Below are 23,113 nucleotides of genomic sequence, written 5' to 3'. Positions count from 1 at the left end.
AGATCGCGGTGATAGTGTCCCTATCATGATCAGCTTGAGCTAGGAGAATTTGATTGGGTAGCCGCTTGAATCCACAAGCCAAAGACAGCATTCGACGTTATCGTTTACGCACGTGGCTGGGACTACTCGTGATCATCGCCTTGCTGCCCATTCTGGGCTTGGCCATCCTGGCCGTCTGGCAAGTCACCGTGCAAGACAAGAATGCCAGTAAAACCCGATTACTGGATAGCGCACGCGCACTGGCAAGATCCGTCGAAAATGACATCATCATCAACACGACCTTGCTGAAGTCACTCGCTACGGCAAGCTACACCCACCAGACCAGTATTGAGCAACTACAAAGCTGGCTGGATCATGCCCAGCCCGGATTAGGACGCTTATATGTCGTATCTCCCCATGAAAGGCAGACACCAACATCCGAGCATGATAAGCTACCTCCGGCAGAGTTTTTGCAATCTGCACTTGATTTCACGGATCGCAACCGGCCAGTGATTTCCAACCTGTACTTCACCTCCCCTTTGCATGATCCAAAAATTGCATTGGGGATTGCCTGGCAGCACCAATCCATCCAACAAGTCCTGTATTTCGTGCTATCCCCTCGACGGCTGCTGCAATTGGCACCGCAACTTGGTTCATCAGAGACCAGCTTGCTGATTGCTATCGTCGATGGCAATGGCAAAATCATCGCTCGCTCACGTGACAATGACCGCTATGTCGGTCAACCTGTGCCAGACTGGGAAAAGCTCATGTCCTTGCCAAGAACGGAGAAGTTCTTTGAAGCCAAAACCAAGGAAGGCTCACATGTGATCTTTTCCTATGAATTCCTTGCAGGCACTCCAGGCTGGGTTTTGGTGGTAGGAGAGCCTTTGCAAGCTTTTGATGCGCGATGGAAGAAACCCCTGATGCAGCTTGGTATTGGCGGCGGCATCATGTTGCTACTTGCACTATGGCTAACCAGCAAACTCTCCGGCTATATCCTGCGGCCTATGCGCTCCTTAGCAAAAGAAGCTCGCGGCATTATTGATAACAAATACCAAGAGCTTTACAACACGGTCGAATACAGCTCATCTAGAATCCTGGAATTCGACTCCCTGCATGAAAGCATTATCGCCGCCCAAACCGCCCTCAAGCTCAGTACCCAACAAGCAGAAAACAGCGAGCTAAAATACCGCACACTTGCTCACACTGGGGCTTTGACACTATGGGAAGCCAATGCAAAGCAAGGCATCACTTCCATTACAGGCTGGCAGGAGTTGACGGGAGCACCGAATGAGCATGCCCTGCGATGGAACTGGATCAAACGTGTTCATCCGGAAGATGTCAATATTGTGCGCCAATGCCTTGCATCCGATACCAACGACATGGATTGTGAATTCCGCATCCTGACCGCTGACCAGACATGGCATTGGGTGCGCGCCAAGGGTTCAGCCATCCCCTCGAAGAACACCTCACAAGGATGGATAGGCACATTGGAAGACATCCATGAGCGCAGGAAAATGCAGGAACATGTGGCCCACTTGGCATTGCATGACGATCTGACCAAGCTACCTAATCGCACAGCATTAAACCAGCACCTGCAGCAGATGCTGTCACGCACCACACATGGCCATCAATCAGGCATCTTGTTTTTGGACTTGGATTACTTCAAAGAGGTCAACGATACCCATGGTCATGAAACCGGGGATGCGCTGCTGACCGCAGTCAGCGCAAGATTATCGGCACTTGCACGCGACAATGACTTTATCGCTCGCCTCGGCGGTGATGAGTTTGTCGTGGTCTGTAGCCAGCTATCCTCTCAGGAAGAATTAGCCCTCATTGCAAAACGCATCATCCAGGCACTCAGCCAACCATTCAACCTGCAAGGCCTCACCATACACATCGGCGTGAGCATCGGGATCACCCTGCTATCAAACGCCATGAGTGCCAACGAACACCTCAAACAAGCAGATATTGCCCTATACAAAGCCAAGGAAAATGGCAAAAACTGTTATGTTTTTCACCATGAGATCAACACCGACTAAACCGCAGCTTACCTACTAACGACACCTAAGTGCCGACTCGAACATCATGCCATCCGGGTATTGCGGTCAGTCACGATAGAAAAATGGTGCCGGAGATAGGAGTCGAACCTACGACCTTCGCATTACGAATGCGCTGCTCTACCAACTGAGCTACACCGGCATCATGGATTGCATTTTATTACAAACCACTGACAGAATTCACTACTTGGGGAATCCCTCGATGATGTCAGTTGAAATGGATATTTCACGCAGAAAACACAGCAAGCCTGCGACCAATGAACCCATCGCACAAATGAACAACAGGGAAACCAGCCGCGACGGGTTCCAGCCCACCTCTGTGGCAGCAAACAAAGTAGCAATCACCACGCAGACCAGCAGCGCTGCCAATGTAGATAAGCTAATGGCTAGATGAATCCAGCGCGAACGCTTGAGCAGGGTATGCATTTCCAGTGACTTTTGCTCATGGCTCCAGCCACCAGATTCATGTAATTCGCGAAACCGATCCACCACCCGCGCCAATCGGCTTGCCATCACGCCCAGCATGGCACCCGCGCCGGTGAGCAAGAAAGCAGGCGCTACCGCCAACTGGATGACATTGGCAACACTCGCCACATTCAGTACATCAGGCACAGGCAACATCAATGTTTCTCCTTGGAGCCAACCAGGCCTATCATCAGCCGCACAACCATATACACCACCCATGAAAACATGCGCTTGAACACATGTCGACGCGACCAGTCCTCCGGCCGTACCTTGATGGATTTTTCTGCAATCGCTTTTTCCAGGTCGGCCTTGAGTTCGGCATTGAACACTTTATCCTGAACCAGGATATTGGCCTCGCGCGCCAGCAACAAGCTAAAAGGGTCGATATTGGAAGAGCCCACTGTCGCCCAGCGATTATCTGCCACAGCTACTTTGCTATGCATGAAGCTCGCACGATATTCGTAAATCTCAATTCCATGCCGCAACAGCACGCCATAGACTTCATGCGTGGCAAACATGAGCCAATACTCCATGCGCCCCTGCAACAGTAGCCGTACACGAACGCCGCGCCGGGCGGCCTCGATCAAGGCCTGGCGAAATTTCTTTCCTGGTACGAAATAAGCACTGGCAATGATGATGTCAGTACGCGCCTTGCCAATCGCCTTGAGATAAGCACGCTCAATATCACGACGATGCAACACATTGTCGCGTACAACAAACGCAGCCCGCATACCATTACTGATAAAAGCAGGTGCTGGCAAATTAGGATAGGCTGCCACTTCTCGCAGATGCATCCAGGCCAATCGCCGCCACAGGTTGCGCACGCTCGCATGAATGCTGAACACCAATGGCCCATCCACGCGAACCGCGTAATCCACACGGGGTGCATCAAGATTGCTGGGTACATTCATGTCGTCGATGATATTAATGCCGCCAACGTAAGCATGCTGCCCATCAAACACCGAGACCTTGCGGTGCAAGCGCCGCAAGCGGCTACGCTTGAACGACCACGCAGAAATCTTGGGGCGGTAGAACATGACCTTGACGCCAAAAGCTTCAAGTTCCAGCACAAATGTCGGGGCTAGCTTGCGGCTACCAAAACCATCCAGGAGCAGGTGTACTGCCACACCGCGTGCAGCGGCGGCCTTAAGCTTCTCCCCGATCATGAGGCCTGTATCGTCCAGCTCATAAATATATGTCTGGATGTGAATTTCACGTTGGGCAGCCTCAATGGAAGCTGCCAGTGCCGGGAAAAACTCGGCACCGTTCCTGAGCAGGGTAATGTGATTACCGGCTTCCCAGCGCATCACACCCTCGATAGCACCGCAGTGAGTGCTGCATGGTCAGATACCTTGACGAATTGCGGGCCGGAATGCACTTCGACATGCCGCACATTAAAGCCACGCACATAAATGCGATCCAGCCTGAATACCGGCAGGAAGGACGGGAAACTGCGCGCAGGTTTGCCACCGTGGTGCTCAAAGACTTCATGCAAATGCAGGCCATGTACCAGCTCACGACCCGCCGTCATGCTCCAGTCATTGAAATCACCGGCGATTACCAACGGCGCATCGGCAGGTACCATTTCCTCGATGCGCTCCCGCAACAGGCCGATCTGTTGCCGACGCCAGCGTGCAAACAAGCCCAAATGCACGCAAATACAGTGCAGTGGCTGCTGCCAACCAGGCACGGCAATTTCACAATGCAGCAGGCCGCGCTGCTCGCTATGGTGCGCGGAAATATCAGTATTTTCGTATTTGGTGATAGGAAACTTGGACAGCAAGGCATTGCCATGATGCCCGGCAGGATAGACGGAATTCTTGCCGTAGGCGTAATCGCTCCAAACCGCGTCAGCAAGAAACTCTACCTGCCCATCCAGCGGCCAGGCGCTGAACCGACGGCTGTGCTTGATATGCTGATCACGCACTTCCTGCAGAAAAACGATGTCTGCCTGCAGCTTGCGGATCAGCTCACGCTGCTCATGCAGGGCAAAGCGTGCATTGAAACTTGTCACACCTTTATGGATATTAAAGGTGGCAATACGCAGGACGTTCTGCAAGCCTAACCCTTCATCAAGATGCGTCCAGCATGCGTTGCAAGGTCAGGCGCGCCAACTCGGCCTCGTGCTCAGGTACCTTGATCTGATTGACCACATTGCCTTCGACCAGATTCTCCAGTGTCCAGGCCAAATGCTGGGGATCAATACGCGCCATGGTGGAGCATTCGCAGATCACGTGCGACATAAACTGTACAACCTTGCCCTCTGGCTTCATCTGCTCAGCCAGGCGATTCACCAGATTCAACTCGGTGCCCACCAACCAGCGCGTACCTGCAGGCGCGTCACTGACTGTTTTGAGGATGTACTCAGTGGAACCAACGTAATCAGAATTGAGGCAAACTTCGAATGGCGATTCGGGGTGTGAAATCACGATACCATCGGGATGCTCGGCACGGAAACGTGTGATGTTCTGCTCACGGAACATCTGGTGCACGGCGCAATGGCCCTTCCACAGTAATATCTTGGCGTTCTTGATCTGCTCTTCCGTCAAACCACCCATGGGAAGATCAGGGTCCCACACTGGCATTTGCTCTAGTGGGATACCCATCTTGTAACCAGACCAGCGGCCCAGGTTCTGATCAGGGAAGAACAACACCTTTTCACGTTGCTTGAAGCCCCACTCAATAATCTTGGTCGCATTGGTAGATGTGCAAACGATACCACCATGCTCGCCACAAAACGCCTTGAGGTCGGCAGCAGAGTTGATGTAGGTAATCGGTGTAATGGTCGCGTCGAAATCCAGCACTTTGGATAACTCGCGGCGGGAGCGCTCCACCTTGGCCAGATTCGCCATATCGGCCATGGAACAACCTGCAGATAAATCCGGCAGGATAGAAATCTGCTCAGGCCGGGAAAGGATATCCGCAACCTCCGCCATAAAGTGCACACCAAGGAACACAATATATTGCGCGTCGGTCTCGGCGGCAAAACGGGACAATTTGAGTGAGTCGCCAGTGTAATCAGCATGGCGATAGACGCTTTCCTGCTGATAGTGGTGGCCGAGGATCACCAGCTTCTTCCCAAGCTTTTGCTTGGCCGCAATAATACGTGCCTGCAACTCAGCCTCCTGGGTTGCCTGGAAACGCTCAAACCTGATCGGCTCAGCGACGACGTTTTTTTCTGTTGTCTCTAGAGTTGCTTGCATAGCTGATATTTCACAATATTAAATGATGACGCTCGCCCAGTTTGCGCAGGGCCTCGACATTCGTCCATGAAAACACGCGCTTCGCCGCTTCACGCCAATCCACCCACTCGTAAGCCACATGTTCGCGCGGAGCGAGTTGGACAGCAACAGGCGCAGGTAATTCCAATCCAAAAACATGTTCGGTATTTTCCGTCACGCCAGGGGCATAGCGAAAGCGCCAGTGCGGGTAAATTTCGTATACATGCGATAGTTGCCAATCCATCAACTTGTACTCGGTTGCATCCAGGCCGGTTTCTTCACGCACCTCGCGGATGGCAGCCGCCATGGGCTGCTCCAGCTCACCATTGGGCAATTGCTCCAGGCTACCTGTCACCGATTGCCAGAGACCGGGCTTATCGGCACGCTCCATGATGAGCACCTGCAAATCAGTGGTATGAATCAATACCAGCGCCGACACCGGGATTTTATAAACCGGCTGATGACTTTCCACTAATCGCCCTCGAACTCGCACAAGCTAAATGTCTTGTAGCCCAGTGTACGCAGCTTTTGCTCACCGCCCAGATCAGGCAGGCCGATAATAAAGGCACATTCAATCAAATTGCCACCCAGCTTCTCAATCAACACGGCAGCTGCTTCCGCCGTGCCACCCGTGGCAATCAAGTCATCCAGCAACAATATGTTTTCATTCGGGCTGATGGCATCGCTATGGATTTCCACGCGGTCCGTGCCATATTCCAAGGCATAATCATGCCCCAGCACTTCACCTGGCAGCTTGCCCTTTTTACGCACAGGCACAAACCCCACACCAAGCTCATAAGCTACCGCAGCACCCACAATGAACCCGCGCGACTCGATACCCACCACCTTATCAACCGCGGCATCCGAATAACGGGCAACTAGCGCATCCACCACATGCCGCAAGCCAGTGGCATCCTTAAGCAAAGTAGTAATGTCGCGAAACTGGACACCGGGCTTGGGGTAGTCGGGGATAGTACGGATGAGTGACTTTATCGGCATTTATTCATCAATAAAATAATCAGTATCAATCTTTTTTACCTCATAAGTTGATACAGTTGAAACCCCTACATTGTTTTCAATCATCAACCTCGCCAAAGTAAATCCATTGATCAATACCACTTTATTATTGATATTCCTTACATACTCTTGAGCATCTTTAGTAAAGTCAGAAGTCGTAATAAACACACCTTTATGTGCTCGGTGCCCTTGTAAAGCACCAACAAACTTTTGTATTTCTGGCCGTCCGACGGAGCTTTCCCAACGCTTTGCTTGAATATAGATAGAATCTAGACCTAGTTTATCTTCATCAATGATGCCATCTATTCCACCGTCCCCGCTTTGCCCAATTGCACGACCCGCCTCAACTCGGCTGCCGCCATAACCTATGGCAAGTAACAACTTCACAACTAATCGCTCAAAAAAATTAGGTGAACTGGACTTAATGACTTCAATAAGATCATATGCAAGAGCAGCATCCAAATCTTTTACAGTATTTGCTAGTAACTCTTCTGGTGTACTTGTCTGCGAAATCCCAGTAGAGATCGAACCGACCTCACTCCCATTTTCCGAACCCGAACTCCTAAACGCTAGATACTCAGGGAACTGCTCAAGAAATTTCATGCTGATACATAGGGGCTTAGACCTCAATACATCTAGACCTCTACCTGTAATTTCAATATATCCGCGGCGCGGTCGACTAATTAAAAGTGCTTTCTTTAGATAGGAGGCGGCCCACGCTACTCGATTATTGAATGTAAATGCACTACCACTGGGTAATAACTCAGACTTTTCATCTTCAGTAAGGGCAAATTCAATAGCCAAGTGCTCAACTATATCCTTCATCGCATGCTGCTCTTGATCAGATGCAGTTTTAAGCACTGGCAGCATCAATGTTTGAAAGTCTGGAATAGCCATCTAACCAACTTTTAAAATGAAAGGCGCGCCGGGCTGGCAAGGCGCACACTCGCAGACAGCACATCAAGTACGGCAAGAGGTTGTAACGCTACCAGCACAAGCGATTTCATGTTATGCGGCAGGGTTCTGCTGACGCACGCGGATATGCAACTCACGCAATTGCTTCTCGTCGACTTCGTTAGGTGCATTGGTCATCAAGCACTGTGCACGCTGGGTCTTGGGGAAGGCAATCACGTCACGGATAGATTCAGCACCAGCCATCAGCGTCACCAAACGGTCAAGACCAAAGGCCAAGCCACCGTGTGGAGGCGCACCGTATTGCAAGGCGTCGAGCAAGAAGCCGAACTTCTCTTGCGCTTCCTCCTTGCTGATTTTCAGCGCATCAAATACCTTGGACTGGATTTCCTGCTTGTGGATACGCACGGAACCACCGCCAACTTCCCAACCGTTGAGCACCATGTCATAAGCCTTGGACAAGGCTGCGCCAGGGTTGCTGGTGAGCAGGTCTTCGTGGCCATCCTTGGGGCTGGTGAAGGGGTGATGCAAGGCGACCCAGCGGTCATTTTCCTCATCATGCTCAAACATGGGGAAATCCACCACCCACAATGGTGCCCAGGCGCGGCCATCGACATGGCCTTTCTCGTGGCCAACCTTGGTGCGCAATGCACCCAGCGCTTCGTTCACCACCTTGGCCTTGTCGGCACCAAAGAAAACGATATCGCCGTTTTGCGCACCAGTGCGCTCAATGACGGCCTTCAATGCATTTTCATGAATGTTCTTGACGATGGGGCTTTGCAGGCCTTCTTCATTCAGTTTGGTAATGTCGTTGATCTTGATGTACGCCAGGCCCTTGGCACCGTAAATCTTGACGAACTCGGTGTAAGTATCAATCTCGCTACGTGACAATGCCGCACCATTAGGCACGCGCATGGCGGCCACGCGACCACCGACAGCATTGGCTGCACCAGCAAACACCTTGAAATCGACATCCTTCATGACGTCGGTCAGCTCGGTGATTTCCAGGGTCACGCGCATATCCGGCTTGTCAGAGCCATATTTATTCATGGCCTCGGAGAATGGCATGCGTGGGAACTGTGCTGGCAAGTCAATGTCCTGCACACCCTTGAACATCTTGCGGATCATATCTTCCACAATGCTCATGATTTCTTCTTCGCCCAGGAAGGAAGTCTCGATATCAACCTGGGTAAATTCTGGCTGGCGGTCAGCACGCAAGTCTTCATCGCGGAAGCACTTGGTGATCTGGAAATAACGATCAAAGCCCGACACCATCAGCAACTGCTTGAACAACTGTGGCGACTGCGGCAATGCAAAAAACTGACCATGGTGCACACGCGATGGCACCAGATAATCACGCGCACCTTCAGGCGTGGAACGGGTCAGCATTGGGGTTTCCACCTCAATGAAGCCATTGCTATCCAGATGATCACGCAAGGTCTTGGCTACGCGATAGCGCAACATCATGTTCTTTTGCATGGCAGGACGGCGCAGGTCGATGTAGCGATGCTCTAGGCGCACCATCTCGCTCAAGTTGTCGTCATCCAGCATGAATGGAGGCGTCAGCGATGGATTGAGAATCTCAATCTCAGTCGCCAACATTTCCACTTCCCCAGTCGGGATGTTGGTATTCACAGTACCTTCAGGACGCGCACGCACCTTACAGACCACTTTCAGCACGAACTCACTGCGCACGGTTTCAGCCAAGGCAAATGCCGCAGGCGTATCAGGATCGATCACGATCTGAGCCATGCCTTCACGATCACGCAGGTCAATGAAAATCACGCCACCATGGTCGCGACGGCGATGTGCCCAGCCACAGAGGGTAACGGTCTGGCCAATATGTTCACGGTTCAGGTGACCGCAGTAATGAGTACGCATAACTATTTTCTTGTAGGCTATAACTTAAGGTTAAAAGGTCAAGGCTTGGCTTTGCCGGCTGGCGCAACCACTCCCATGGAAATAATGTATTTCAAGGCTTCATCCACACTCATATCCAGCTCCACCACATCAGCCCTGGGCATCATGAGGAAAAAACCGGAAGTTGGGTTAGGTGTGGTCGGGATATAGACGCTCACGTATTCACCCTGAAGGTAATTCGCCACATCGCCACCTGGCTGTCCTGTCAGGAAGCCGATCGTCCAGCTACCTTGACGTGGATACTGCACCAGCAATGCCTTGCGGAAGGCTTGGCCAGAATCAGAGAACAGGGTATCCGACACTTGCTTGACGCTGTAGTAAATAGACTTAACCACCGGCACACGTGCCAGCAATGCTTCCCAGAACTGGATAATGCGCTTGCCAAAGAAGTTGGTCGCGATGACACCAGTGCCAAACACGATCAGCAGGGTCAAGATTGCGCCGATACCGGGGATCGCGCGGCCAAACTGGGCCTCAGGGCGCCAAGCAACGGGTAGCAACAACAGGCTCTGGTCCATCAGCCCAATCAATGTGCTTAACACCCAGATGGTGATGCACAACGGCACCAGTACCAGTAGTCCAGTAATAAAGTAACTTTTCATGGCAGCTCTAACGTCAAGGCAAATGGACTACATTAATGGCAGGCACATCCTGTGCCACAGGCAGCAGGAGCTGTTTCCTCGGATTTCTTCGCTGGGCTTCCACCCTTGAAGTCGGTTGCATACCAGCCCGAGCCACTTAGTTGGAAATTCGGTGCAGAGACCTGCTTCTCGAAGGTTTCTTTTGCACATGCCGGACATACGGTCGTGCCAGCCTCGCTGACCTTACGCATCAGCTCCGCTTTATGACCACAACTGCTACATTGATAATCGTAAATAGGCATCGTCACACCCCCGAAAAAACGAAATTATACCCGAATGCATGCTGGCTAAGATATGGGGCCAACCATGCCTGATTAAAACCATGCTCAGCTAATTAAATGAATTCGCAATAGAAACCCCTGGCAAAGGGTGTGCCCGAACCAAATCGCAACACTGTTGCAAATATACAATTCAGAACATTATAATGCTGCAAAAAATAATCGTTCTTACGTTGCGACCCAACCCATTCTACTTAAAGAAAAATCTGCGGCCATGCCCACCAAACCACGTCTCCACTACTTATTGCCCGTACTGATGTCTGCTGCTTATCCCAGCTATGCCGCAGAGCCTGCCGAGAACCCCGGCGTGCTGGAAGAAGTCACCGTCAAAGCATCAAGCACGAGCAAGACAAACAACTACTACCAAAGAGATGCTGGTGCTTCGACCAGAACTGACACACCACTGCAAGAAACCTCGCAGGCAGTCAAAATCATTTCGCGCCAGGCGCTGGATGACATCCAGGCAACACGTGTCGCCGACACATACGACTTGGTGAGTGGTGTCAGCCGTCAAAACAATTTTGGTGGCTTATGGGATAACTTTGCCATCCGTGGCTTTGCCGGGCATGAAAACACCGGCCCCGCCATGCTGCGCAATGGCTTCTCAGGCAACCGTGGCTACAATCCGCCGCGCGATACCGCCAATACAGAACGTGTGGAATTTCTCAAGGGGCCTGCGGCTGCGCTGTATGGTAACAGTGAGCCTGGAGGCACGCTCAACGTGGTCACCAAGAAACCGCAATTCAAAGCCAGCAATGTGGCAGAAATCTATGCAGGCAGCTATGACAGCTACCGTAGCTCCATCGACTCCACTGGGCCTATCACGGAAAACCTGGCTTATCGCATGATCGTCGCAGCAGAAGACAATGGCGGTTTTCGTGATTATGTCGATAGCAAGCGCCTGCTGATTGCCCCGTCATTCACCTGGTTGCTCGGCCCTACCACCTCGCTCACCTATGAGCTGGAATACCTGAAGCACCAACTGCCCATGGATCGCGGCATTCCATTGCGCGACATCAATGGCAACCGCCTGCATAACATCAAGCGCGAGCGCTTCCTGGGGGAGCCGAATGCAGGCGACTTCAAGATGGAGGCCTATACCCACCAATTAACCCTGGATCATGAATTTTCCGACCAGTGGCGTGGTCGTGCTGGTATCGTTTACAAAGATAACTCTACCGATGGCGGATCGCTGGAAACCATCCCGGCACTCAACCGCATCAGCACGAATGGTGACGTGCAGCGTCAATGGCGCATCCGCGACTATCAATCCACCGATTTATCTGTCCAGGCCGACCTGAATGGCAAATTTAACACGGGCAGCATCGGGCACGACTTCCTGGTGGGCATGGAAGCCTATCGTTTCCACAATGATCAATATATGCTTTCACGCCGACAAACACCTGAGAGCGCATGGAACACCAATGTCTATGCACCTGTGTATGGCTTCACCCAACCAGCATTGAACCAGTTCGGCATCGCCACCAACTTTTACGAGAAACAAACTGACGTTGCGCTGTTTGTACAAGACCAACTCAGCCTGACAGAGAAATGGAAGCTGATGGGTGGTTTGCGCTTTGAATCTTATCGGCAAAACCTCAACGACAAGCGCACCGACAGTATCTCCAAACAGGATCACTTCGTTACCTCGCCACGTGCTGGCCTTACCTACATCGTCAATCCAGAAATCTCGCTCTATACCTCATGGAGCCGCTCATTCCGCCCCAATGCGGGTGTGGCAGGTGGAAGCAGTTTTGGTGTTGATGCCGCAGGCAATGGTTTTGATCCAGAACGTGGCCGTGCGTTTGAAGTTGGCATGAAATACCAATCCGCTGACCAGCGCCTGGGCGGAAGCATTGCCGCTTTTGATATAACAAAGCAGAACGTACTGACGACAGACCCAGGTGACCAACTAGGCAGGTCAATTGCCGCAGGGGAAGTGCGTAGCCGTGGCCTGGAAATTGACCTGAGCGGTCAAATTACTGATCACCTGCGTGCAATTGCCAGCTATGCTTACATCGATGCCTATCTTGGCAAAGACCTCAAAGTCACCCCGATTACCACATTACTGCCAGATGGTATTGTGCAGGCAGGCTCCCGCCTATCCAACATTCCCAAACACTCCGCCAATGCCTTGCTCATGCATGAGCAAACCCTGGCCAATGGCAGCAAGCTAGGCCTGGGTGGCGGCTTAACTTATGTTGGCAAGCGTGCCGATAGTACCGAAGACATCTTTGAATTACCTTCCTACGTGACAGTACGGCTAACAACGTATTGGCAAATCGACCCAAAACTACGACTATCGTTTGACGTCACCAACTTGTTTGACCGTGAATACTATGCCAGCTCCTACAACAGCACCTGGGTATTACCCGGGGCACCACGCATGATGACACTTGGCCTGCAAGCCAAGTTTTAAGCCCGACGATGAAGTTATCTATTTTCCGCGCCTTGCTGCGCAAAACGTGGTTGCCTGGCGCATTGATCCTGGCCAGCGTGACTATCCACAACACAGCTTGGTCAGCAGGCACCACTCCTGCCAAGACCAGCCTCAGCATGGTAGGGCCATGGGAGCTCAGTTCACTGGAGCCTTCGCGCACAGGCTATATGTTCCAGCGCATGCAAGTGGCTGAAACGCTCGTGGGTGTGAATGTGAACGGTCGCGCTGTTTCTGGGCTTGCCCAGCAATGGGAAGTATCTGCTGACCAGCTACGCTGGCGCTTTGTTCTGCGCCCAGACGCAAAGTTTCATGATGGCACCATGGTCACACCAGCCAGCGTAGCGCAGAATATGCAACGTGCCTGGAAGCAGGCCGGTGGTGTGCTTTACATGGCTCCGATTACAGCCATCAGCGAAACAGCCGATGGCATCAGCATCACGCTGGCAAAGCCTTATGCCCGGCTGCCCATGTTGCTGGCGCATAGCACCACCATTATCCTGGCGCCTGCTGCCTATGGCAGCAATGGCAGGGTCGCGCACATGATAGGCAGCGGCCCCTATCAGTTGGTGCACCATGTCTTGCCACAGCAACTGGATTTCGCGCTTTCGCCTTATTGGAATGGCAAGCAACCTCATATCCGCACGGTGCGCTATCTTTCTGTCAGCAGATCAGAAACGCGTGCCCTCATGGCGGAATCACACCAGGCAGACCTGGTGTTTGGCTTTGACCCTGCCAGCCTGCAACGCCTACGCCATAACCCAAAAGTAGTTTTGCAAGAGGCCGATGTCGCCCGCACCATCGTACTCAAGCTCAATAGTGGCCATCGCTGGCTCAACACGCCAGCCTCCAGGCAGGCACTAAGCCTTGCCATCAATCGCACCGGGATCGCCAAGGGCATCTTGCGCACGCCTGGATTAGCGGCAGAGCAGTTCATGCCGCCCAGCATGCATGGCTGGTATCAGGCTGATGCGGATTTCCCCAAGCTGGGCACCGATCTTGAAAAAGCCCGCGGATTACTCACGGCACAAGGCTGGAAACCAGGGAAAGACGGTATTCTGCAAAAAGATGGCGAGCGCTTTGCGCTGACATTGACTGCCTTCCCAGACCGCCCGGAGCTGCCGATTGTTGCCACGGCCTTGCAGGATCAATTCCGCCAGCTCGGCATAGACGTCAAGGTCGTGGTGACCAACTCCAGCGAGATTCCCCTCGGGCATCGCCGCGGTACGCTGGACATGGGGCTATTGGCACTGAATTTCACAGTGGTACCAGACCCATTCATTGCCATGAACCAGAACTTCAACCTGCATGGCGGCGACTGGGGCGCGATGCAGTGGGAAAACACCACCGTGCCAGCCCTGCTGGATAAGCTAGCCACCAGCACCGACGAGCAGGCCAACCAACGCTATCAGCACGATATTATGCTCACCTTGCAGCAAGAGCTACCCGCCATTCCTATCACATGGTATCGCCTGCCTGTTGCCGTGCACCCCGAGTTGCGTGGTGTCAAGGTGGACCCACTCGAACAATCCTATTACCTCACCGATATGTACTGGCCTGCCAGCGCTCCCCAGCCATGATCCATACCATTAGCCTATTATTACTGCGCCGCTCCATGCAGGCCTTATTGGTCGCCCTGCTGGTCAGCACGCTATCGTTTTTCCTGATGCATCACCTATCAGGTGATCTCGCCTTCCGCATTGCCGCCGGTCGGTATGGTTACGACATGGTCACGGCTGCCGCTGCTGATGCCGTGCGTATCGAACTAGGATTGGACAAGCCGATATGGCAAGGCCTGCTCATGCACTGGCAAGCATTGCTGCACCTTGATCTGGGCAATTCCTACATCACCAGTGCACCAGTCATCGAGGAAATCCGCGTGCAATTTGGTCATACGCTAGTCCTGGCCCTTGCTGCGCTGGTGCTCTCAGTGCTGATTGCATTACCCATCGGGCTGTTGTCCGGCCTCCATCCAGGTGGTTGGCTAGACAGGATCACCATGGGATGCTCACTCGCCCTGCGCGCATTGCCGCCTTTCCTGCTTGGTATTCTGCTGATCTTGCTGATGTCCAGCCAGCTTGGGCTCACCAACGCCGCCAGTGCCAGCCATGAACATGGCGGGCTGCTATTACCGGCCCTGACGCTAGCGCTGAGCCTGGCCGCCGTTTCCTCCCGTGTGGCACGCGATGCCATGGCCGCCGTGCGCGGCTCGGCCTATTTCCAGTTTGCACGCAGCAAAGGGCTCACCGACCTGCAAGCCCTGCTACGCCACGGCATCCGCAATGCTGCCGTGCCGGTGATTGCCTATCTTGGCGTACAGCTGATCTTCCTGATGGAAGGCGTAATCGTGATTGAAAGCCTGTTTGCCTGGCCTGGTATCGGCCATGCCCTCGCCCACGCCGTCTTCGGGCGCGATATTCCCATGATCCAGGGCACAGCGATTGTGATGGGCTTGCTGTTTGTGCTCTGCAACACCCTGGTGGATATGGCCTGCATGCTGGCAGACCCACGTCAGCGTTACCTGGCAAAGCACAAGGTGGCTGCATGATGCACAATTGGCAATCTCTCCCACTCTCTCGGCGCGCAGGCATCAGCTTGCTATCCCTGATCATACTGGCTGCCATCCTGGGCCCTTTACTCATGCCGGACGCCATCTCGCAAAACCTGGACCAGGTGCTGCTAGCACCCAGTTGGCAGCAATGGCTGGGTACAGATCACCTGGGGCGCAGCATGCTGGCACGCCTGCTGCATGCTCTGCAGCTCTCATTTGGCCTGGCACTGGTTTCCGTGATTTCCGCTGCACTCATCGGCATCAGCCTGGGTCTGCTCGCAGCCTGGCGTGGCGGGCTGGTGGAAGCAGCTCTCACCAGTATTGCAGATGCAGTCATGACCCTGCCTGTGCTTCTGGTCGTATTGTTGTTTGCCGCGTTTGCCCAGGGAGAATTCTGGTCGCTTTATCTCGGGCTTTCATTTGCTCTGTGGGTGGAATATTTCCGTGTCAGCCGAGCCAGCATCAAAACCACGCTGCTGAGCGGCCCGGTGGAATCTGCCCGCATGCTGGGATTTGGCAATGGCTATATCGTGCGCAAGCACTTGCTGCCTGAATTGGCACCGATGATTGCCACCCTCATGCTATTCGGCATTTCCAGCGCCATTCTCGCGCTGGCAGCGCTGGGATTTGTTGGCGTTGGCCTGCGCCCGCCGACGCCTGAACTCGGTGTCATGATGATAGAACTATTCCCATATTACCAAGAGGCACCATGGCTGATTGCTGCACCAGTCATCACACTCGCGCTCATTATGCTGTCACTGGCACTGCTATCCGGCAAGAAGGAGGCGATATGAGCCAGTATGAATTACAGGTGACAGACCTCGCCGTCACAGACCGCCATGGCAATAGCCTGGTTCAGCCATGCAGCTTTAGGTTAGCACCGGGCACCGCACTCACGATCATTGGTGAAAGCGGTTCAGGCAAGTCGCTGCTGGTGCAGGCCATCATGGGCACACTAGCCCCAGCACTCATCTCCACAGGCACAATCAAGCTGGGTGATACATCCACGGCAGCCGCCAACGGCGAGCTACGACGCCCTTGGTGGGGACACTCCCTGGCGCTACTGCCGCAGGAACCCTGGCTGGCGCTCGACCCCACCATGCCTGCAGACCGGCAAGTGGCTGAATCCTATCAATTGATCGCCCGGCCTGGCCTAAGTCGTACCCAAGCCATGACCAATGCTCGTGCAGACTTGCAGGCGCTGGGCGTCAATACCGGTGCGCAGCGTTATCCCTTTATGTTGTCTGGCGGCATGGCGCAACGCGTTGCCTTTGCCGCTACGAGGGCAGGCGGTGCTCCCGTGGTGATACTGGATGAGCCAACCAAAGGCCTGGACGAAGAGGCACGTGCCAGCCTGCTTGATATCCTGCACACCTTCATTGCCCAAGGCGGCAGCGTGCTCACCATCACGCATGATCTGCACGTAGCCCGCAGCCTGGGCGGCGAAGTGATGGTGATGAAGGAAAGTGCGGTACTGGAGCAGGGCGCTGCCACTAACGTGCTGCAAACACCACAACATGCCTACACACAGGCATTGCTGGCGGCAGACCCAGAACACTGGCAGTTACCGCATTCCGTCCCTATCACCGGCCCGGCCATCCTCTCAGCACAAGGTTTGAGTAAACGCTTTGGCGATCACACGTTGTTCAAAGGACTAGACATCACCATCCATGCTGGTGAGCGTATTGCCATCAATGGCCCGAGTGGAGCTGGTAAAACCACGCTGGGCAATATGCTGCTGGGATTGGTCAAACCGGATAGCGGCCTGGTGAAGCGCGCCAGCGGCCTAGCACCGCTCAAGCTGCAAAAATTGTATCAAGACCCGGTATCGGCCTTTGCCCCACGGCTACCACTCAAGCAGGCTTTTGCCGACCTGATCAAGCGGCAACAATTGAACCCGGCCGAATTACCTGTACTGCTTGAACGCCTTGGTCTCGATAGCGCATTGCTGGAGCGCCTGCCTAGCCAGGTATCGGGCGGCGAGCTGCAACGACTGGCGCTGACACGTGTGCTGTTGTTGTCACCCGCGCTGATCTTTGCTGATGAACCGACCTCCAGGCTAGACCCGATCAGCCAGCAAATCACCATGGAGTTGCTGCTTGAATCAGCTGCTGAACGTGATTGCGCCATTTTGCTGGTGACGCATGACCACGCCCTGGCTCAACACACCATGCAGCGCCAATTGCAGATTGCACCCGCGGTATAAAATCTGTGACATAAAGGCACACTTGAGTCGTTGCGATGATCGCCGCCACGACTCATCCCTGCATTAGGCCAGTTGTTCCATCAGCGCCTCGTGAATATCGAAAATATCACCCACAATGCCGTACTTGGCGATGGTGAAAATCGAAGCGCCAGGGTCGGTATTCACCGCAACGATGCTACCGACATGCTTCATGCCTGCCATATGCTGAATGGAACCAGAAATCCCCATTGCCACATACAGTTTGCAAGCACTTACCACCTTGCCTGATTGCCCGACTTGACGTGATTTTGGCAACCAGCCAGCATCAGCGATAGGCCTTGAACAACAAAGGGTGGCATCTAATTCCTCTGCCAATTCGCGGAAATCTTCCACGTTGACCTCTTCGCCAATACCGCGGCCGATCGAGACGATGAAATCGGAAGTAGTGATATCTACATCCCCATCATTGGCAGGCTCGATAAAGCCCAATGGACGGCTGCGTGCTGTCAAGGCAGTGCAATTTTCTACGCTCAACTTGGGAGCCGCAGCATCTTCCACTGGCTTGAACACACCGCTGCGCAGTGTAAGCAACACACAGACCTTGCCAGGGAAATCTACCTCTACATTCACTTTCTGGTTATAGCCGCCACGCGTTGCCAGCAAGGCACCATTGTCATACGCCAACTTGAACACATCGGTGGCATAGCCAAAGCCTCCTTTCACGGCCAATGCAGTGGCATAACCAAGTGAGTCCACACTATGCGGCAATAAGATCACAGCAGGCTGATGGGCCTGCATCACCTGACTGATGGCTTGCTCGGCAAGCTCAGGCTCGAATTCCTCGGCACTGGTCTGGCAAGCGATGATTTCATCTACCCCAGCCCACTGCAACTGAGCAGCCAGTGACTCGGCCTTGGCACCCACCACAGCGACCAGCACACGATCATCTGCCGAGGTTTTCAATTGCTGTGCCGCAGTGATCAATTCCAGCGTCACCGCTCGTACTTCCCCGCGCCTATGTTCCGCCACTACCAATATCGTGCTCATGCTGCCACCCCTTTGTACTCATTGATGATCTCAATCAACCTGGCTGCCTGTTCGGCCACCGTGCCTTCTATCATTTGCGCCCGGCCCTTGATAGGTACTTCCATTCGCAGCACGCGTGACAAGGCTGCGCCCTCACCTACCGCATCGCTAGTCAAGCCCACATCGCTCAGCGATAGCGTTTCGATCGGCTTGGCTGCCGCCTGCTTGATACCACGCAAGGAAGCATAGCGTGGCTTGTTGATGCCCAATTGCAAGGTCATGACCGCTGGCAAATCGATTTCCACTTCTTGCAACATCCCGGCTTCCAGCTCGCGCTTGACGCGCGCCACGCTGGCACCCGGCTGGTATGCCAAGTCAGCCACCACGGCTGCATGCGGCCAATCCAGCGCTGCTGCCAGCGCCATGCCTGTGGCAGCGTGGGATTGATCTGATGACTGCACCCCGGCAAACACCAGGGCTGGCGACTCCTGCTTCACCACCTGCGCCAGCAAGCGGCCTATGGCCATCGAGTCTGATCCCTCAATCGCTTCATCCCAGATACGGATAGCACGATCCGCACCCTTGGCCAGGCATTTACGCAGGCTTTCATCGACTCGCTCGGGGCCAACGGAAACTGCAATCACCTCGACGGGCTCACTGGAGGCCTCCTTGATTTTCATGGCCTCTTCCAGTGTGTAATCGTCCCACTCATTGAGGTCATAGGTCAGGAAATCCTCATCAACATCCAGGCCATCGTCACGGATTTCAAAATCATCCTCCAGAGCGGCCACTTGCTTCACTGCTACTACGATCTTCATTACAACCTCCTGTCAAAATAGGATGGATGGGTGGCACTGCTTAACCTTGTAGCCAGCCATTGATACAACGTAAACCGCACCCGGTAATCCGGGTCATCACGCAAGCCCCATTTGTCCTGAGCGCTGAGTTGCGGGCAGGACACCAGCATCAAGCGGTGCAGGTAATAGGGGTCTTCCAGCAAAGGCAACAAGGTGTTGCGGGTTGCCTGGGAGTTAAGGATCACGCCACGCCGGATATCCATGTCGTCTGCATGCGCCAGCTTGCGTAATATGGGCTGCGGGGTGTGCATATTGACGGCAACGCCTGCCAGCACATCCACCGCACTATCGTGTGCTAGCCTGGCCAGCATGGTACTGGTAGCAGCAGCCTGATAAGCCACGGCTGATCGCACCCAACTGCGCGCGTCATGCGCCAGCTTTTTCAATAGCATCAGCGGACATCGCGGATTACGCGCCACCGCACGGCGCACGTCTTCATCAATATCCAATGCCAGCTTGTTCAGCAGGTCATGGCTGCTTGCCGGGTTACGTGCCAGCCATTGCCTGACCCAAGGGTCTTGATCCTGCGCCAGTTGCCACATGCAATCCGCGCTGAGATCGGGGCGGCTGGCAATGGTACGGCGCACAGCATCCGAGGCATCTTGCGCCAACTTCATTGTCAGCATGGGTGGCAAGGATGGATGAGCAGCAATCGCTGCACGCACAGCATTGTCTGGATAGCTTGCCAGCTTGCGTATACGGGCCACAGATAACGCCGGATGCTTGGCCACCGCACGCAACAGCGCTCGCTCATGGGCATGTTCCGCCTGCTGCACACAAGCCTGTGGGCAATGGGGGTTGGCAATAATCGCCGCACGTATCAGTGCGCCACCCGCAGTATCGCTATGGGCGGCATAAATCGCCGCCAACATCTCGGGAGAAGTGGCTGGGTGCATCGCCAGCTCCTTATCGAAGCTGCCAGGAAAGCGCTGGTGCAATAATTCCAGCGCCGCAGTTGGTGCCTGCTGGTTACGCACTAGGCACTTGAGCACCACATGGTCCTGCTCCTCGCTTGCCATGCGCAGTAATAATGCCTGCGGCGCATGCGGATGCTGGGCAAGCAAGCTGGGTAAGGCTGGGTCTTGATGCGATGCGTAATGCTGGGACAGGGTTTCACCTGCCGTATTGCGATGCCTGACCACACGCCGTGCCATGGGCATATGCGGTAATTGCGACAAAACCTCCAGCACTGCGGCTGGCGTATGCTCCCAACGTGCCAGCATCAATACATCGCGCCGGGTAGAGAAGATACGTGTCCCTAGGCTGGCCCTGTCGGCCGAATTGACCACGGGATACAGTGCCACCGCCGCATGAAAATCATCACCCGCCAGCACATGCTGCACCAGCTCCGGCAACGTGGCAGGCACCATGGCCTCAGGCTTGCAAAGATAATGCAGCTGGCTCATCGTACTCCACACATTCTTCAATCAACTCGATCAGCTCACGCACAACAAACTTGCCTTCATACCCAGCGGTTTTCAGCGCATCCTCGTACATCGTGAGATCCTTGGGGCAAGACACCACAAACACTTGTAAGCCCTCAATGCGTGCTGCCTCATGCATGCGGTTCTGCGAAGGCTTTTCCGTACCTGGCGGATCAGGAATCCAGATCCGGCCACCGCCAGCACCACAACAGAAGGAGTTGTCACGATTGCGCTCCATCTCCACCAATTCGCAGCCCAGCATCTGCAAGATATCGCGCGGGGCATCAAAACCACGGTTGTAACGCCCAAGGTGACAAGGGTCGTGGAAGGTAACTCGGCAATCCAGCGTCTTGCGCAAACGCAAGCGGCCTTGTTGCAATAGCTCGCGTACCAGCGTGGTGTAATGCTGGATCTCAAACTCGCCACCAAAATCCGGGTATTCATTGCGGATAGTGTTGTAAGAATGCGGGTCGGTCGTCACTACGGAGTTAAATGCGCAATCAGAGAGCGAGGTGATATTGGCCGTGGCAAGAAACTCATACAACCCTTCCTCGCCAACACGGCGCACATCATTGCCTGCATTAAGTTCACCCTCGAACAGCAGGCCAAAATCAACACCAGCTTGATTCATCAGCTTGGCAAAGCCGCGCGTGACTTTCTGGTTACGCGGGTCAAACGAGGCGTAATCACCGACGAACCACAACAGGTCAACCGGCTCCTTGCGCGCATCCTTGATGGTGAAAGGCAAATCCTTGGCCCAGGAGGCGCGCTTACGCTTGGATTCGCCAAATGAGTTGCCGGTCTTATGAATGGTTTGCAGGGTTTTCTCCAGCAACGGCTCCATATTGCCGTCTTCCACCAGCTTGCGGCGCATCTGCACGATGATAGGCACATGCTCCACCGCCACTGGGCAGATTTCGACGCAAGCCAGGCAGGTGCGGCATGACCATAATGTTTCCATGAACACCTGGCCCGGCCCCTTGCCATGCACGTCCAGCTCAGCCTCCGCAGGCAAGGTCTTGGCTTCTAAGGCATGATTGGCAAACTCACGCAGCGACAAAATCACGTCGCGTGGTGAAAGCGGTGCGCCCACAGCATTGGCCGGGCAAGCCTCATGACATCGACCACACTTGGTACAGGCATCGAGGTGCAGCAGCTCCTTCCACTTGAAATCGGTGATGTATTGGTAGCCCGCGCTCTTTTGCTCCTCCGGTACCTTGGGTAGGCGGCGACCAGCCAGCGGGTCACGCAACATCAGCGAAGTCGGCGCAGTGAAGATATGCTTGACCTTGCTGTAGGGGATCAAGGCGATAAAGGTCAGTGCCAACAGGCCATGAAACCACCATAAGCCGCTGCGCAGCATGGCGGCAGCATCAGCATCCAAGCCCAACCCTTGCATGCCATGGGCCAGCACGGCCCCCACGGGCGACCAGAAACGCACTGACCAGACCTCAGGCTGATCCCCCAGCCACACCAGCCGCGCGGCTTCCAGCACATAGCCGGTGATGCCTATGATGATCAGGGTCCAGAGAAAGGCCCAATCCTCGCGCTTATAGTCGCTTCGATTGTAATCCGGGTCTTCCGGGCTGCGGTCGGGGCGGGCATAGTCCAGCTTGGGTGGCTTGATCCAGCCACGGCGCACCATCATGTAAAGCAGGCCCGCAATCAGGCCAACACCAGCCACATCCAGCACCAGCGAAAACCAGAGGTAAAAATCACCACGCCAGAAGCGCCAGCCGAACAAAGGCTCCAGGATGTCGTACTCTAGGGTGATGGTGGCAGTGCCAATGAACAACAGCACAAAACCAAAGAAAATCAGGGCATGAGCGCGCCCGGCAGAGCGATCACGGCGCACCAGGGTGCGATGGCTCGCGAGGTCTTGCAGCATGCGTTGTATGCCAGCCTTGAGGCCAGCAATCGCAAATGGCTTGCCGCGCCTGTATTTGCGCACCTGCACATAAACACCGTGAATGAACACGCCGATGGCGGTATAGCCCAAGAGGTAAAACAGCGTAATCGACCAGGAGGCAAAGTCCTGAAACAAAATACGGGTGACGAGAGAAGAATCCAGCATAGCAGTCTCGATAAAGAAAAAGGTGATGTGGCAAGTGCCGGGGAGGGTGACCTCCCCGGCGTGCTT

20 protein-coding genes and 1 tRNA gene are annotated in these 23,113 nt (G+C 54.2%); 6 read left to right on the top strand and 15 right to left on the bottom strand.

Translation table 11 applies throughout. The features are described from left to right. The first annotated feature begins 53 nt into the window (after window positions 1–53). Complete coding sequence (locus ACIKP9_RS11905) at window positions 54–2,021, top strand: diguanylate cyclase domain-containing protein (RefSeq protein ID WP_400883134.1); 1,968 nt, start codon at window positions 54–56, stop codon at window positions 2,019–2,021. 84 nt (window positions 2,022–2,105) lie between these two features. Here the strand turns inward: ACIKP9_RS11905 and ACIKP9_RS11900 are convergent. The 11 genes from ACIKP9_RS11900 to ACIKP9_RS11850 all read right to left on the bottom strand — a co-directional run bounded on the left by ACIKP9_RS11900 (window position 2,106) and on the right by ACIKP9_RS11850 (window position 10,457). Continuing rightward, window positions 2,106–2,181: transfer RNA gene (locus tag ACIKP9_RS11900), tRNA-Thr, on the bottom strand. Window positions 2,182–2,222: 41 nt separating this feature from the next. Next, window positions 2,223–2,660, bottom strand: coding sequence for a DUF2721 domain-containing protein (locus ACIKP9_RS11895; RefSeq protein WP_230348714.1), 438 nt, complete (start codon window positions 2,658–2,660; stop codon window positions 2,223–2,225). Further along, on the bottom strand, window positions 2,660–3,811 hold the full coding sequence (clsB, locus tag ACIKP9_RS11890) for a cardiolipin synthase ClsB (RefSeq protein WP_400883130.1): 1,152 nt from the start codon (window positions 3,809–3,811) through the stop codon (window positions 2,660–2,662). Before clsB ends, ACIKP9_RS11895 begins: the two co-directional genes overlap by 1 nt. Beyond that, window positions 3,811–4,563, bottom strand: coding sequence for an endonuclease/exonuclease/phosphatase family protein (locus ACIKP9_RS11885; RefSeq protein WP_400883127.1), 753 nt, complete (start codon window positions 4,561–4,563; stop codon window positions 3,811–3,813). Before ACIKP9_RS11885 ends, clsB begins: the two co-directional genes overlap by 1 nt. Before the next feature lie 13 nt (window positions 4,564–4,576). Next, window positions 4,577–5,707, bottom strand: coding sequence for a quinolinate synthase NadA (gene nadA, locus ACIKP9_RS11880; RefSeq protein ID WP_400883125.1), 1,131 nt, complete (start codon window positions 5,705–5,707; stop codon window positions 4,577–4,579). A gap of 10 nt (window positions 5,708–5,717) precedes the next feature. Next, window positions 5,718–6,197, bottom strand: a complete 480-nt coding sequence (gene nudB, locus ACIKP9_RS11875) for a dihydroneopterin triphosphate diphosphatase (RefSeq protein WP_400883122.1) — start codon at window positions 6,195–6,197, stop codon at window positions 5,718–5,720. Next, window positions 6,197–6,724, bottom strand: coding sequence for an adenine phosphoribosyltransferase (locus ACIKP9_RS11870; protein WP_400883119.1), 528 nt, complete (start codon window positions 6,722–6,724; stop codon window positions 6,197–6,199). The genes nudB and ACIKP9_RS11870 overlap by 1 nt, the downstream gene beginning before the upstream one ends. Next, window positions 6,725–7,639, bottom strand: coding sequence for a restriction endonuclease (locus ACIKP9_RS11865; protein ID WP_400883116.1), 915 nt, complete (start codon window positions 7,637–7,639; stop codon window positions 6,725–6,727). It abuts the gene before it with no gap. Between the two features lie 111 nt (window positions 7,640–7,750). Further along, window positions 7,751–9,535, bottom strand: a complete 1,785-nt coding sequence (aspS, locus tag ACIKP9_RS11860) for an aspartate--tRNA ligase (RefSeq protein ID WP_400883113.1) — start codon at window positions 9,533–9,535, stop codon at window positions 7,751–7,753. Window positions 9,536–9,573: 38 nt separating this feature from the next. Then, window positions 9,574–10,176: a DUF502 domain-containing protein gene (locus ACIKP9_RS11855; RefSeq protein ID WP_400883110.1), complete on the bottom strand. Its 603-nt coding sequence runs from the start codon at window positions 10,174–10,176 to the stop codon at window positions 9,574–9,576. Window positions 10,177–10,208: 32 nt separating this feature from the next. After that, window positions 10,209–10,457: an FmdB family zinc ribbon protein gene (locus ACIKP9_RS11850; RefSeq protein ID WP_400883108.1), complete on the bottom strand. Its 249-nt coding sequence runs from the start codon at window positions 10,455–10,457 to the stop codon at window positions 10,209–10,211. Between the two features lie 250 nt (window positions 10,458–10,707). On the opposite strand from ACIKP9_RS11850, the gene ACIKP9_RS11845 reads away from it, so the two are divergent. Genes ACIKP9_RS11845 through ACIKP9_RS11825 form a run of 5 tightly spaced genes read left to right on the top strand, consistent with a single transcriptional unit; the run spans window position 10,708 to window position 17,687 of the window. Then, a complete protein-coding gene (locus tag ACIKP9_RS11845) occupies window positions 10,708–12,912 on the top strand; it encodes a TonB-dependent siderophore receptor (RefSeq protein WP_400883105.1) in 2,205 nt (734 codons plus the stop codon). Window positions 12,913–12,920: 8 nt separating this feature from the next. Continuing rightward, the gene (locus ACIKP9_RS11840; protein ID WP_400883102.1) at window positions 12,921–14,510 is read left to right on the top strand and encodes an ABC transporter substrate-binding protein; all 1,590 of its coding nucleotides are present in this window, start codon (window positions 12,921–12,923) and stop codon (window positions 14,508–14,510) included. Continuing rightward, window positions 14,507–15,478: an ABC transporter permease gene (locus ACIKP9_RS11835; RefSeq protein WP_400883100.1), complete on the top strand. Its 972-nt coding sequence runs from the start codon at window positions 14,507–14,509 to the stop codon at window positions 15,476–15,478. The genes ACIKP9_RS11840 and ACIKP9_RS11835 overlap by 4 nt, the downstream gene beginning before the upstream one ends. Further along, the gene (locus ACIKP9_RS11830; RefSeq protein ID WP_400883097.1) at window positions 15,475–16,275 is read left to right on the top strand and encodes an ABC transporter permease; all 801 of its coding nucleotides are present in this window, start codon (window positions 15,475–15,477) and stop codon (window positions 16,273–16,275) included. The genes ACIKP9_RS11835 and ACIKP9_RS11830 overlap by 4 nt, the downstream gene beginning before the upstream one ends. Then, complete coding sequence (locus ACIKP9_RS11825; RefSeq protein ID WP_400883094.1) at window positions 16,272–17,687, top strand: ABC transporter ATP-binding protein; 1,416 nt, start codon at window positions 16,272–16,274, stop codon at window positions 17,685–17,687. The genes ACIKP9_RS11830 and ACIKP9_RS11825 overlap by 4 nt, the downstream gene beginning before the upstream one ends. A 63-nt stretch (window positions 17,688–17,750) precedes the next feature. Here the strand turns inward: ACIKP9_RS11825 and ACIKP9_RS11820 are convergent, their stop codons facing one another. From ACIKP9_RS11820 to ACIKP9_RS11805, 4 genes are read right to left on the bottom strand one after another with little or no spacing between them, the layout of a single operon-like run. Continuing rightward, window positions 17,751–18,713 (bottom strand): electron transfer flavoprotein subunit alpha/FixB family protein, encoded by a 963-nt coding sequence (locus ACIKP9_RS11820; protein WP_400883091.1) that lies wholly within the window; start codon window positions 18,711–18,713, stop codon window positions 17,751–17,753. Then, window positions 18,710–19,510, bottom strand: coding sequence for an electron transfer flavoprotein subunit beta/FixA family protein (locus ACIKP9_RS11815; protein ID WP_400883088.1), 801 nt, complete (start codon window positions 19,508–19,510; stop codon window positions 18,710–18,712). Before ACIKP9_RS11815 ends, ACIKP9_RS11820 begins: the two co-directional genes overlap by 4 nt. Beyond that, window positions 19,510–20,955, bottom strand: a complete 1,446-nt coding sequence (locus ACIKP9_RS11810; RefSeq protein ID WP_400883085.1) for a hypothetical protein — start codon at window positions 20,953–20,955, stop codon at window positions 19,510–19,512. Before ACIKP9_RS11810 ends, ACIKP9_RS11815 begins: the two co-directional genes overlap by 1 nt. Then, the gene (locus tag ACIKP9_RS11805) at window positions 20,924–23,047 is read right to left on the bottom strand and encodes a heterodisulfide reductase-related iron-sulfur binding cluster (protein ID WP_400883082.1); all 2,124 of its coding nucleotides are present in this window, start codon (window positions 23,045–23,047) and stop codon (window positions 20,924–20,926) included. Before ACIKP9_RS11805 ends, ACIKP9_RS11810 begins: the two co-directional genes overlap by 32 nt. Window positions 23,048–23,113: the final 66 nt, after the last annotated feature.

Origin of the sequence: Methylobacillus methanolivorans (assembly GCF_044751345.1) — a bacterium.
Classification (GTDB): Bacteria; Pseudomonadota; Gammaproteobacteria; order Burkholderiales; family Methylophilaceae; genus Methylobacillus; species Methylobacillus methanolivorans.
The sequence above is the reverse complement of the archived record's forward strand: the minus strand, read 5'-3'. Positions and strand labels throughout refer to the sequence as shown.